This window comes from Campylobacter sp. 2014D-0258, from assembly GCF_008000495.1.
Classification (GTDB): domain Bacteria; phylum Campylobacterota; class Campylobacteria; order Campylobacterales; family Campylobacteraceae; genus Campylobacter_D; species Campylobacter_D jejuni.
The window spans coordinates 1-12,399 of record NZ_VOAR01000017.1; the positions used below are offsets into that span (position 1 = coordinate 1).

The 12,399-nt window shown below is 30.5% G+C and carries 15 protein-coding genes and 1 pseudogene; all 16 read right to left on the reverse strand.

The annotated features are described in order from the left end of the window. On the reverse strand, positions 1–127 hold a 127-nt coding region (locus SR62_RS09335; RefSeq protein WP_072217027.1), incomplete at its 3' end, for a motility accessory factor. Continuing rightward, positions 127–897: a flagellin modification protein PtmA gene (gene ptmA / locus SR62_RS02800; RefSeq protein ID WP_002789696.1), complete on the reverse strand. Its 771-nt coding sequence runs from the start codon at positions 895–897 to the stop codon at positions 127–129. The genes ptmA and SR62_RS09335, both read right to left, overlap by 1 nt. Further along, the gene (gene legF / locus SR62_RS02805; RefSeq protein WP_002864263.1) at positions 897–1,604 is read right to left on the reverse strand and encodes a CMP-N,N'-diacetyllegionaminic acid synthase; all 708 of its coding nucleotides are present in this window, start codon (positions 1,602–1,604) and stop codon (positions 897–899) included. Before legF ends, ptmA begins: the two co-directional genes overlap by 1 nt. Further along, positions 1,597–2,502 (reverse strand): L-glutamine-D-fructose-6-phosphate isomerase subunit, encoded by a 906-nt coding sequence (ptmF, locus tag SR62_RS02810; protein ID WP_002875136.1) that lies wholly within the window; start codon positions 2,500–2,502, stop codon positions 1,597–1,599. Before ptmF ends, legF begins: the two co-directional genes overlap by 8 nt. Beyond that, positions 2,499–3,524, reverse strand: coding sequence for a nucleotidyltransferase family protein (locus tag SR62_RS02815; RefSeq protein WP_147502254.1), 1,026 nt, complete (start codon positions 3,522–3,524; stop codon positions 2,499–2,501). Before SR62_RS02815 ends, ptmF begins: the two co-directional genes overlap by 4 nt. Before the next feature lie 8 nt (positions 3,525–3,532). After that, the gene (legG, locus tag SR62_RS02820; protein ID WP_002782239.1) at positions 3,533–4,687 is read right to left on the reverse strand and encodes a GDP-N,N'-diacetylbacillosamine 2-epimerase (hydrolyzing); all 1,155 of its coding nucleotides are present in this window, start codon (positions 4,685–4,687) and stop codon (positions 3,533–3,535) included. Then, positions 4,680–5,684: a N,N'-diacetyllegionaminate synthase gene (gene legI / locus SR62_RS02825; protein WP_044258347.1), complete on the reverse strand. Its 1,005-nt coding sequence runs from the start codon at positions 5,682–5,684 to the stop codon at positions 4,680–4,682. Before legI ends, legG begins: the two co-directional genes overlap by 8 nt. Positions 5,685–5,723: 39 nt before the next feature. After that, a pseudogene (locus SR62_RS02830) lies at positions 5,724–6,400 on the reverse strand (class I SAM-dependent methyltransferase). A 17-nt stretch (positions 6,401–6,417) separates the two neighbouring features. Continuing rightward, positions 6,418–7,539, reverse strand: coding sequence for an N-acetyl sugar amidotransferase (locus SR62_RS02835; RefSeq protein WP_044258349.1), 1,122 nt, complete (start codon positions 7,537–7,539; stop codon positions 6,418–6,420). A 117-nt stretch (positions 7,540–7,656) separates the two neighbouring features. Further along, positions 7,657–8,043: a hypothetical protein gene (locus SR62_RS09145; RefSeq protein WP_032582943.1), complete on the reverse strand. Its 387-nt coding sequence runs from the start codon at positions 8,041–8,043 to the stop codon at positions 7,657–7,659. Positions 8,044–8,045: 2 nt separating this feature from the next. After that, positions 8,046–8,363, reverse strand: a complete 318-nt coding sequence (locus tag SR62_RS09150) for a 3-hydroxyacyl-CoA dehydrogenase NAD-binding domain-containing protein (protein ID WP_044258351.1) — start codon at positions 8,361–8,363, stop codon at positions 8,046–8,048. Positions 8,364–8,435: 72 nt separating this feature from the next. Beyond that, positions 8,436–8,663 carry a transferase gene (locus SR62_RS02845; protein WP_002872953.1) on the reverse strand — a complete coding sequence of 76 codons (228 nt, stop codon included), beginning with the start codon at positions 8,661–8,663 and terminating at the stop codon, positions 8,436–8,438. Positions 8,664–8,853: 190 nt separating this feature from the next. Beyond that, positions 8,854–8,976 (reverse strand): hypothetical protein, encoded by a 123-nt coding sequence (locus SR62_RS09340; RefSeq protein WP_002874741.1) that lies wholly within the window; start codon positions 8,974–8,976, stop codon positions 8,854–8,856. Positions 8,977–9,085: 109 nt separating this feature from the next. Beyond that, positions 9,086–10,240 carry an aminotransferase LegC gene (legC, locus tag SR62_RS02855; protein WP_147502255.1) on the reverse strand — a complete coding sequence of 385 codons (1,155 nt, stop codon included), beginning with the start codon at positions 10,238–10,240 and terminating at the stop codon, positions 9,086–9,088. Further along, positions 10,233–11,204, reverse strand: a complete 972-nt coding sequence (legB, locus tag SR62_RS02860; protein WP_002786732.1) for a 4,6-dehydratase LegB — start codon at positions 11,202–11,204, stop codon at positions 10,233–10,235. The genes legC and legB overlap by 8 nt, the downstream gene beginning before the upstream one ends. After that, a partial coding sequence (locus SR62_RS02865) for a motility associated factor glycosyltransferase family protein (RefSeq protein WP_147502256.1) occupies positions 11,201–12,399 on the reverse strand: 1,199 nt, incomplete at its 5' end. The genes legB and SR62_RS02865, both read right to left, overlap by 4 nt.

Here is a 12,399-nt window from a genome sequence, read left to right on the forward strand (position 1 = left end):
TATCTTTACCTAAGATAAGTTCAAATTTACTAGACTTGATTTCTTTTAAACTTTCTTTTAAAAGAATATTACTTAAAGCCTCAATGTTTTTGTTAAAGAGTTCTTTTTGGGTAGGGGTGAAGGTCATCATAAGCCCCATCCATCATCTACTACTAAGGTTTGCCCTGTGATAAATTTACTCTCATCGCTAAGTAAAAACACCAAAGTTCCGCACACATCATCAGCATCTAACATACCCTTGCTTGCACAACATTTTCTATAAGCTTTTAAAAAAAGTTCGTTTTGATTGTCTAAAATTCCCCCGCTTGCTAGGGTATTAACGCGTATGTTTTGATTAAAAAGCTCTTTAGCTAGCCAAGAGCTCATGTGATTAATCCCTGCTTTTATCACGCTGTATTCTAAAGAGCTTTGCATGGAAGTGCCTTCATAGTTTTCAAATTTTGGCGCATAAACTCCCATGATGGAGCTAAGATTGATGATATTACCATAGCCTTGTTGTTTAAAAAATTTCACAAATTCTTGAGCGGCTAGCATAAAGCCTGCTAAATGTAAATTTAAACTTTCGCAAATTTGTTCGTATTTGAGTTCATAATAAGGCGTTTTACCCCAATCTTTGCCAAAAGGATAGCTTGAGTTAACAAAAGCATCGATTTTGCCGTATCTTTCTTGACTTTTTTGAAGGGCGGTTTGTAAGCTTTCTTGTTTAGTGATATCAAGTTCTAAGCTTAAAAGCTTTGTTTTAAAATTTATTTCTAAATTTTCTTGCAATTTATTTAAGCATTCTTTGTTGATATCTGCGAGTATAGGGATACCTTTGCTAAGAAGTATTTTTTGACAAAGCGCTTTACCTATACGCCCACAAGCTCCTGCTACAAAGATGATTTTATTTTCAAGCATTAAAAATCCTTTGGCGATAAATTTTTTAAAGAGATTAAAAACTCTACGATTTTAAAATCAAGCTCGCTATCAATATCAAAAGCTGTGCTTTCATCCATTACAAAAAGCCCTGTGTTTTTGCCAAAAACACTATCATTTTCTAAAAGATAATCCCTTTTAAAGATATAAATACTAGCGTTCATATCATAGCATTTTGGGGCACTTTGGCGAGTGGTAAAATTTCCTTCTTTGGATTTTACTACCTTGTTATTTTGTATTTCTACGAGGTTAAAATAAGGATTGCGTCTAGCAGGAACTGCGGTGATGAGATTGGAATTATCATTTTCAACAAAACTTTCATAAGCTTTTTTTATATCAAGGCTTGAGCGAAGCGGGGCTGAAGCATCTAAGTCTATGAGAGTTTCAAAACACGTTTTAAAATGCTCTTCACTTCTTAGCAAGGCATCACGCATGACAGGAAGTTTTGCAGTCCGATCATTGGCAAGATGAGCTTCTCTTTTGAAAAAAACTTCAGCGCCATATTTTTGGGCTACACTTGCGATTTCATCACTATCAGTACTTATGACTATGTGTTTAAAAAGCTTTGAATTTTGAGCTTGTATGATGCTATAAGCTATCATTTCAAGTTTGTTAATCTTTCTAATATTTTTGTTTTTAACGCCTTTGCTACCACCCCTAGCACAAATAGTACATAAAATTTCAGCCATTTTTTTTCCTTACTTCATCACAAAGTTCAAGCACTTTTAAAGCCTGCTTAAGATCGCAAAGTTCTTTGTCTTTTTCAAAGACTGCATGATGTAAATTTTGAAGGGTTTTTATCGTATCATTTTCAAAATTTAAGATTTTTTGACTTTGATTTTTGTGATAAATTTCGATTTTATTGTTTATCAAATCGGCTTTAAAGCTTTTTTCTAAAGTATGGATGATAATTTCTCTTTTGTTAAATTTAGCAAAATAGTCTAGTTCTATATGAATTTTAGCTTCTTGTGAATTTTTTAAAGCCAAAAAGGCAAAATCATCGCTTGTTATGTCAAGCTCTGAAATTTTAGCATTTTGGGAGTATATAAGCTCTAAGTCTTTAAAAAGAAAAAAGGCTAGATCGATTTCATGAGAGAGATCGAGTAAAACCCCACCACCTAGCTCTTTTTTAGCGCTGTAATTTTGCCTGTAGTCTAAAGCTCTCCAATGGGGCAAATAAGAATTACAAACCAAACTAGCAAAATAAATTTTTTCACCTTTTAAAAGCCTTTTTAAAGCGACAATCACAGGATTAAAACGTTGTAAATATGCTACATAAATGTGATTTTTTGAGCTTGTGAAATTTTGGCTTTTTTCAAATAAAGGTTTTTCTACGAGTATGGTTTTATCTTTTACAAGCTCATCTAAAGTTTTTAAGGTGTTAAAATGCTCCGTAGTGATATTTGCGATGATAAAAAGATCAAATTCGTTTAAATCACATTCTTTCAAAGAGCAATAAATTGGAGTGTTTTTAAATTCTTCTTTTTTAGCACTTAAAGAAAGCAAACTTACTTCATGATTTAAATTTTTTAAGGCTAAAAAATGCTTTTTTCCTATGCTTCCAAAGCCTATGATTAAGACTTTCATTTAAAATCCTCATTGGCTTTTAAAAACTCATCTGGCCTTCCAATGTCAATCCAATAATCGTTGATGATATAGGTATTTACCTTGCCTTTTTGCAATACAAGTTTGATGAGTTCGGGCATGTCTAAGTATTCATTTTTAGCAATTAAATTTAAAATTTCATTTTCAAGTACATAAATCCCCGCACTTACTAGGAATTTTTGGGTAGGTTTTTCTTCTATATTTTCTATAAAACCTTGTTTTTGAGTGATCACTCCATAAGGAATTTGTTGCTCAAACTCACGCACGCAAACGCTCATTAAAGCTTTTGATTTTTTATGCGCTTTTAAAAGAGCATTAAAATCCAGCTCGGTTAAAATGTCTGCATTCATAACGATAAAACTTTCTTTAAATTCTTGTTTTATAAGGCTTAAAGCCCCTGCTGTACCTAGTTTTTTACGCTCTTTAATATAAGAAATTTTAACCCCAAATTTTTGCCCTTTTTGAAAATAATCTTCTATGATTTGTTTTTTATAATTCACACAAAAGATAAAAATTTCAAAATTTTGATTTTTAAGTCTTTGGACTATGCTTTCTAAAATAGGTTTTTTGCCTACTTTTAACATAGGTTTTGGAGTATCTTTAGTCAGCTCTTTTAAGCGAGAGCCTAAGCCTCCAGCCATGATGATAATGGAGTTTGGATTGGTTTTTAAAAGCGATGAGACAGATTTTATGGAAAGAATTTGCCCTTTTTCATCTAAAACAGGAAAATCATAAATATCGGTTTTGGCAGAAAGTTTTAAAAGTTCTTCTTTGCTTGTATTTTCTTTTATGGTGATGGGATTTTTAGTGTAAATATCCTTGATACTATCTTTTAAAGTTTTGCCGCTAATTAAAGCTTTTCTGATGTTTGAATCGCTAATGACTCCTAAAAATTTATCCTTTTTATCAACTATAATGCCTAGTCTAACGCGTTCTTGCCCGACTATTTTTAAAGCTTCTTTTATGCTAGAATCAGGGGTGAGTTTGAGTTTGTCTATATCCACACTAAGCCTTATAAATCGATGAAATTTTTATGTAAAATTGTATCTAAATTTACATTTTTTAGGCAAGTTTTTATGAATTTATTGGGATTTTTATCATTATCATAAGGGTTTTTAAAATTTTTTAAATTTTGTTTAAATTCTTTGCTTTCTAATTTTTCAAAAGCTTGATCAAGATCATTAATTTCACAATCAATGATATTTTGAGTTCTTAAACGCCCTTTTTGTCTATCGCCTATATTAATGCAAGGAGTTTTAAAAAAAGGACTTTCACTAATACCACTTGAAGAATTGCCTATCATGGCCTTGGCTATTTTCATAAGACTTAGGTATTTTTGTGAGCCAAGATTATCAAAAAGTTTAGCCTTGTGTGAGTTTTTTTGGCAGTAATTTTGCAAAATTTCATTGATTAAAAGTCCGTTTTCATCGGCATTTGCTTTGGTAAAAATCAAACTTGCGTTTTTAAGGGTGTCAAGTTTTTTAAGTAAGGTTTTAATCTCTTTTTGAGTATTTTTTACATTTAAGGTTAAAGGATGATAAGTGATTAAGTAAAGTTCTTTATCTAGTTTCATTTCTAAGGCTTTTTCTAAATCTTTTTTGTTTAAAAAATTCATATTTTTTATGATAGTAGAAGCTAAAGAACCTATATTAAAAACCCTTTTTTCTTCTTCTCCAAGTTGCAAAAGCCTTTTTTTATAAATTTCATGACTTACAAAATGTAAATGTGACATTTTTGAAATGCTGTGTCTTATACTATCATCAATAGCCCCTAAAGTAAGCTCCCCGCCACATAAATGCACTAAAGGTATGTGCATCAAAAGACATACACTTGCTACGCTAAGCATTTCATAACGATCGCCTAAAATCACCACCATATCAGGTTTTAAGTCTTCAAAAGCATCGCTAAAAGCACTAAAAGCTAAACTCATGCTTTTGCAAAGGCTTATTTTATCATCATTTGCAAGTAGGATAGGAATTTTCTTAGTGATTTTAAATTCTTTTTCTATTTCTTTATAAGTGAGTCCAAACTCAGGGCTTAAATGCGCTCCTGTAGCGATGATTTGAAGGCTTAGATCTTTATCGTTTTGAATTTCATGACATAAATTTCTTAAAAGATACCATTCAGCCCTTGTTGCACTGACTATACAAATTTTTCTTTTACTCACGGATAAGCTCATCTTCTTTGTAGTTTTTAGTAGCAATCTTACCTAAAAACTCTTCATATCTCATAGCACTTATACCATTTGCGGGGCGTTTGGTAGTAAGATTTCCTTCGCTAAAAATTTCTCCTTTTTGTATATCTTTTTTAGCGACTAAACTTTTTCTTACTATGTTGATATTTTTTCTTTCGCTTTTGCTTGCTTTTTTTATGCCATCACCCATAGCCTTTTGTATTTGTCTTATTTGAGTACAAAGCATTTTTAGTTCTTGAGGTTCTAAACTTGCTTTATGATCAGGCCCTGACATATTTTTGTCTAGAGTGAAATGCTTTTCTATCACGCAAGCTCCCAAGGCAACCGCAGCTAGGGAAATGTGTATGCCTTGAGTGTGATCAGAATAACCCACATTAAGCTTAAAAGCGTCTTTTAAGCTTTGCATGGCTTTAAGATTGACTTCATCAAAAGGGGCAGGATATTCTGTAGTGCAGTGTAAAAGAGTGATATTTTGGCGTTTAGCGCCATTTTTGCAAAGCGCATTTAAAGCTTCTTCTATCTCGCCTAAATTTGCCATGCCTGTTGAAAGTATGATTTTTTTATTAAGCTTTGCAATTTTTTTAAGATAGGGTAGATTGGTGATTTCTCCGCTTGGAATTTTAAAGATTTTTAAGCCTAACTCATTTAAAAGATCTACACTTTCAAGATCAAAAGGAGTAGAAAGAAAGGCAATATTGCATTTTTTTGCGTGTAAGATAAGCTCTTTATGAGCTTTAATATCGAGTTCGAGTTTTTGTACCATTTGAAGCTGACTCTCATCACTAGCTGTGGTTTTAAGCTGATAGGGTGCTTTTTTAGCCTTTGTGCTGATACAGTTTTTGGCTTTAAAACTTTGAAATTTAACAAAATCAGCGCCTGAATCTGCTGCGATTTCTATTAACTTTTTAGCTAAATTTAAATCACCATTGTGATTAACTCCTGCTTCTGCGATGATGAGGGTTTTTTTCATAGTTTTGCCTTTATTTTGCCTTAAAATAAAGGCAAAATTTTATTTTTTAATACCTATATAAACATAATGGTGTGCTGATCCTTCAAAATTATAAAAATTAATAGGATCATAATCTCCTAGAAATAAAGTTTCAAAAGGTTGAAAAAGATTTTCTAGATCTTCGACTTTATCGATGAAATGTATAAAACTCGTTTCGTTTAGTCTACCTTTGATTTCAACTTTACTCAAGCCATTTTTTTCTTCTTTTTGGCTGTGGGAGAAATAATAATTTTTCTTGCTCATCATTGTAGCAAAAAGTATTCCACCTGTGTTTAAAAGTTCGTAAAATTCTAAAATATTTTGTTTAAGTTCTTTTAGAGGTATGTAGTAAAGACTTTGATTTGCAAAGATAATATCCATATTTTCATCAAAAAGTCCTTTGATGCTAGAATTTGGTTCTATAATTTTACAATATCCCCCCCCCCTCTAATATTTTGCTCCCAAATTTCTTTTAAACTTGGAACTATATCTATTCCGAAGGTTTTAAACCCTTTGCTTTGAAAATACGCTGAATGTACACCATTGCCACAACCAAAATCAAGTAAATTTCCATTTATTTTATTTAGTTTGTATTTTAAAATTCTTTCATAAAAACGTACTACATGAGCATCTGGAAAAAGTAATCCGTATCCATTTTCATTATATTTCATTGTATAAGCTTCTAATGAGTTTTGCATTTTTTTCCTTTATATTTTTATTGTAATTTGTTTTTTAATTTAAATTCTCCAAAATCATTTTTATAAAATAAATCCATATTGTAATGTTTTTCTACTATTTTCCAAAATGTAGTTTTACTAATACCTATGAAATTACAAAAATCTTCAACGCATCTATTGTCAAGCTTATGATCTCTTTTTTGCACAAGTTCAATAGCTTCTTTTCTGCTTAAAAGTCCATAACGCACGAAACGAGCTGCGTAATCACTCGCACAAGCATGACCAAATTTAGGGTATTTCATCCAAGCATGTAGGATATAGCCTATACTATCAACTTGATCAAAATTTTCTGCACACATTGTTCTATACCATTCGCCTTCTAGATCAGTAAAACCACGACTTTTAGCAAAAATATAATTGCTATAAGAATTCCATTTTACAAAATAACTTAGATAAATAGGATTAAGTTTGTTGATATCATTTGCATTGGGATTAAAAAAGAGTTGTAGATTTTCTTCTTTGATTTCATCATCTATAAATTCATTTATATTTAAATCACTAGCTACGCCATTTAAAAATATTTCTTTGGCACTAGGAGTTTCTTTGGCATCACTACCTCCATATTCATAACTAACATTTTCTCCATAAACCAATAAAGGTGTATTAAATTTTAAAGCCATAGCAAAAGGATAGCTGTAAATCAGTCTATCAATAAACCAAGTGGGTTTTCCATATTTTTCAAAGGTTTTTAGCATAACTTTTTTTTGAGTTTTGATATCAGGCTTTAAGCTAATAATATGACAACCAAAAGTTTCACTTAAATTTTTAAGATTTTTCTTACCTGCTTCAGTCATGGTGAAATTATCTTCAACGCTAAAAAGAATAGGATTCATTCCAAGTTTTTCTTTCATGATATGCACTTGAAAATGCGAATCTTTACCTCCACTTACGGCAATAGCGCAATCATATTCAAATTTTCCATTCATTCTGCGGTATTTATCGCATAAGGCTTCAAGCTCTTTAAATCTTGCTTTATAATCAATATTTTCTTTATTTTTATGATTGATGCAAGCTGAACAGATATTTTTACCTTCTTTGTCTTTTGTAAAATTAATACCAGGTCTAGTATTTGGCATCACGCAGTGATCACAATAAATCATTCCCCATCCCTTCAATATTAATAAAAATATTAAATTATATAAAATATTAAATTAATATTTGCTTATTTTATAAAATATCACTTATGTTTGTTTTATTTTTCTACCTAAAATTCCTTTTTATAAGGCCTTTTTAAAGATTTTTGGATGGTAAAAATTTTCATCATCTTCTTTTAAATTCTTACAAATTTTATTACAAAGTTCTATGCCTATAGTGTCGATAATATTTAACAAATTTCTTTTTTCATAAAGCAAATCATAAACTGTTTGACATTCTTTGAAATTATAATCGTATTTTTCTATAATTTTAAAAAATGATGAAATTTCATTGAACAAAAGTAAATTTGCTAAAGCTCCTCGATTGCCTTTACTGCAAATGATATGAAATCCTAATTTTTTAAGATCTTTCAATGGGGTAAATCGTTCTAAATTAGAATCACAAAGTTCTATTAATTTGATATAAATAGTATTGAAAAAATGTATAAAATCGCAGTTTAAATCATCCATACTCAAAGAACTTGAATTCGAAAAACTATATTATTATCTCTAAGAATTTGCATGATTTCTTTTTTTAAATTTAAATCTTCATTTAAGCTTTCTATAGTCAAGCTATTTTTAAGATCTTCTATATGTTGGTAAATGTTTATTTTTCCGGCGTTAAAATTAGAAAAATCTATTTTTCTTTGTAGAAGTTTTATTTGTTTTTCAAATTCGTATATATTGAGGTTGCTTTTATTATAAACACCTATTTCATAGCCTAATAAATAAAATAAAGCACTTATTTGCTTACCCATTAAACCAAAGTCTATGATATTAATTTCTTTCATTGTTTTTTCCTTGTTTTAATTATATTTTTATGAAAAATAAGTTGATTGGATGTGTAGTTTTTGCTAATAATACTACCTGCTTACTATGCAGTTATCTTCTAAGTTTACGCAAGGCAACAGGCTAACTCTAGTAGCTAAAAAACAATTTTTTCCTATGCTTGAATTTCCATTAAGTGTAGCATAAGGGCTTAAAATACTTCCTTCTCCTACCTTACAATCATGAGCTATGCTTGAATAAATATTACAAAGTACAAAATCTCCTATATTTGAATTAGCATTAATGGTTACAAAAGGACACACTATACCCCTTGTCCTATTTTAGCTTCTTTTGAAACAAAAGATTGAGGATGTATAAAAGTGATAAAATTACATGATTTTTTTGAAAGTTTTACAAGGATTTTTTTTCTTAAATTGATTTGTCCTACACCTAAAGCAAAAGATGCTTTTTGAATCAACTTTTTATCGAAATTATCTTCATTGCCTAGATATTTTAAGTCAAAAAATTATTTTCTTGTATATCAATATAGCCTATAATTTCGTAATTTGCATCTTTTAAATAAGAATAAAGCTCTCTAGCAAAGCCACCCGCTCCTATGATGATGACATTTTTCACGCACTTCTCCTAAAAGAAGAAGTAAAAAAATCAAATCCCCCCCCCCGCTACTCTCATATTTTTTCTTATTAAAATTTTTTTAATGCTTTGAATTAAATTTTGCAACGCATCATTCCTTTTTATTTGCTATTCTAACGCTACTAGGTAAATTAACCAAACGTTTTTCTAAATTTTTAGTGTTTATAAGCTCATTGCTTTGACAGTTTTGAAAAGCTTTTAAACTCGGTAAGCTTTTCCATACAGGACGGACGAAAATATTATTTTTCAAGCATTCTTCTAAAAAAATATTTCTTAAATTTTCATTTTTAAAAAGCAAGGTATTGAGCCAAAAATTGCTTTTTTCATTGCTTTTTTCATCGATAAATTTACATTTATCGTGATTTTTAAAAAAATCCTTGTAAATTTTAGCAAGTTCTCTTTTGTTTTCTAAAAAAAGTTCTAAATTTTCAAGTCCTGCAAACAAGATTGCTGCGTTTATATTGCAAAGACGGTAATTATAAGCTATCCTATCATGATCGTATTCGTAAGGATGGGGGATTTTAGCTGTGGTGCTAAGGTGTCTTGCAAGTTTGGCTAAATTTTCATCATCGCTTAATATCGCCCCACCGCATCCACCTGTGATGATTTTATTGCCATTAAAGCTTAAAATTCCACACTTTCCAAAAGTGCCTAAGGCCTTGTTTTCATAGGTGCTTCCTAAGGCTTCTGCAGCATCTTCAATTAAAAGGATGTGGTATTTTTCACAAAGCTCTTTGATGGCTTTTATATGAGCGCTTAAACCAAAGGTGTGCATAATAACACAAGCTTTGATGAGTTTGTGTGTGGTTTTGTTATAGCTAAGATTATCTTTTTGATAAGTTTGATTTTCTAAAAAATGCTCTAAAGCCTTAGGACTTAAACTTAGAGTGTTTTCATCTATATCTAAAAAAACGGGTTTTGCACCTGTATAAGCGATAGCATTGGCCGTAGCGACAAAGCTTATGCTTTGAGTGATGACTTCGCAGTTTTCATCGATACCATTAGCTAGTAAAGCGATATGAAGGGCTGCTGTGCCTGTATTTGTAGCGATGACAAAGCGTGCTTTGGTTTTTTCTTTTAAAGCTTCTTCAAAACGCGTTACAAATTCTCCTACGCTTGAAACAAAACCGCTATCAATGCACTCTAAAAGATATTTTTTCTCATTGCCTATAAAGCAAGGCTCATGTAGGGCGATATTTTCTTTATTAAAAAGACTTTTTATAAAAGAAATTTCTTTTTTAAACATTATAAAGCTCGCTTTTATAATTTTCTAAATTTTCTTTAAAATACTCTATGCTTTGTCTCAAGCCTTCTTCTAGACTTATTTTGCTTTGCCAATTTGTAGCTTTTTTAAGCTTGTTTGCATCGCAACAAAGTCTAAAAACTTCGCTATTTTTAGGACGCAATCTTTGTTCATCTTGGATGATTTTTACTTTAGAATCTAAAATTTTTTGTATGAGATCAAGTACTTCTTGCATGGAGTATTCCACTCCTGAGCCTATATTATAAACTTCTCCAAAATGTTTTAAATTTAAAAGAGAGATAAAACCCTCGCAAGTATCTAGCACAAAATTTAAATCCCTTTTAGGGCTTAAATCTCCTAGTTTGATTTCCTTTGCTCCACTTAAAATTTGTGTGATGATGGTAGGTATGATAGCCCTTGCGCTTTGTCTTGGTCCATAGGTGTTAAAAGGGCGTGCAATATTGACATTTAAATTAAAAGAATTATAATAACTCAGCGCCATCATATCTGCAGCGATTTTGCTTGCAGAATAAGGGCTTTGAGGTTGTAAAGGGTGTTTTTCATCGATAGGTACATAAAAGGCTGTGCCGTAAACTTCGCTTGTTGAGGTGTGGATAAAATGTGAAATCTCGTTTTTTTTAGCTGCTTCGAGCATATTTAAAGTGCCATTGACATTGGTATCCACATAGCTTTGTGGGGCTGTGTAGGAGTAGGGGATAGCGATTAAAGCGCCAAGATGAAAGATCGCATCTATATTTTTGGTGATTTTTTCGCAAAAAAAACTGTCTCTTAAATCTCCACTTATAACTTCCATGTCTTTTAAAAAAGGACTTTTTTCTAAATGTCCCCAAAAATTAAAAGAATTATACTGACTTAAAGCTCTGACTTTAAAACCTTTTTTGACCAAACTTTCACAAAGATGAGAACCTATAAAACCATCAGCACCTGTAACTAAAATATTTCTCACCTTCTCACCCTTTCCATCCATTTATCTAATTTTCTTTCTTTAAGTTTTTCTTCTAAAGGAAGTATATTTTTAATCAAAGCATTTTCTTGTGCTTTAATATGCCCATAAACTAATTCCATAAATTCTAAATGTTCTTTTATCCAAAGAATACTTTTATTAAAAGCATCTTCTTTGGTTTTAGGATTTAAAACATAAATTCTAGCAAGATTAAGTTCAAATTGAGTACGCAGAGGTTGTAAAATTTCATATAAATCTTGCATTTGTTTGATATTTTCTAATTTATTTTTAAATTCATCTATTTTTCTAATAGCCAAGTTTAAATCATTTTCTTTTTTGTTTAAATTTAAATATATATTTTGTATATTGTTAAAATCATTGCTGAGTATTTTACTAAAATCTCTACAATGTTTAATACTTTGATAAACTTTATAATAAGCCTTAAGTAAAAATTCATTTTGTTTATTTAAACTTAAAGGTTCTAATTTTTCAAAAGGTTTATTTAAATCTTTATCAAGTAAATTCTCACAAGCCCATAGAAAAGGTTTTTCTATGGTTCCTTCTATCCTTGCTCCACCTTCGGTACAGTTGTAGGTGGTGATGTGATACTTAATAATCATTGCTTCTAGGATTTGTTTAAAAAATATCCAAACTTCATGAGTTTTAATTTCTTTTTTCCCACCATAAGCCTCGGTTAAAATATGTTCATACATTTGACTTTCATAATTAGCTGAATTTTGATAATCATCAGGATGAGAATTGCCATTTTCAGCATAAGCTAAATCCTGTCCTATAAAAATGATGTTTTTATGATTTAAATGTAAGGAAAGATAACAAGCCATATGTGCAACGCTAGGTGTATTGTATAAAAAATCAAAATATTTAAGCTTTATATAGATTGGAAAATATAAATATCTTGGTATGATAAGATATTTTCTATTTCTACCCTTTAAATACTCAATCGCCTTTGGATGAACAACACCAGCACAAATAAACACAATATCCTTATCAAATTCTCCAAAATCATGATTAAAAAACTCTGCTGTTAATTCAGTTCTTTCCAACATACAAACATAATCGGGCTTAATATTATGCTTAGCTAAAATAGGATAAGAAGAATCCGCACAAAAAATCGTAGCTTTACTAGCATACTTTTTTAATAAAGGAAGTTGTTTAGTAAGAGATGGTCCTGTAGAAA

Bases quoted from the DNA above. Each gene is read 5' to 3' on its own strand.
- SR62_RS02835 (WP_044258349.1), bottom strand. From the start codon at position 7,539: ATGATTTATTGTGATCACTGCGTGATGCCAAATACTAGACCTGGTATT.
- SR62_RS09145 (WP_032582943.1), bottom strand. From the start codon at position 8,043: ATGGATGATTTAAACTGCGATTTTATACATTTTTTCAATACTATTTAT.
- legF (WP_002864263.1), bottom strand. From the start codon at position 1,604: ATGGCTGAAATTTTATGTACTATTTGTGCTAGGGGTGGTAGCAAAGGC.
- legC (WP_147502255.1), bottom strand. From the start codon at position 10,240: ATGTTTAAAAAAGAAATTTCTTTTATAAAAAGTCTTTTTAATAAAGAA.
- ptmA (WP_002789696.1), bottom strand. From the start codon at position 897: ATGCTTGAAAATAAAATCATCTTTGTAGCAGGAGCTTGTGGGCGTATA.
- SR62_RS09150 (WP_044258351.1), bottom strand. From the start codon at position 8,363: ATGAAAGAAATTAATATCATAGACTTTGGTTTAATGGGTAAGCAAATA.
- ptmF (WP_002875136.1), bottom strand. From the start codon at position 2,502: ATGAAAGTCTTAATCATAGGCTTTGGAAGCATAGGAAAAAAGCATTTT.
- legI (WP_044258347.1), bottom strand. From the start codon at position 5,684: ATGAAAAAAACCCTCATCATCGCAGAAGCAGGAGTTAATCACAATGGT.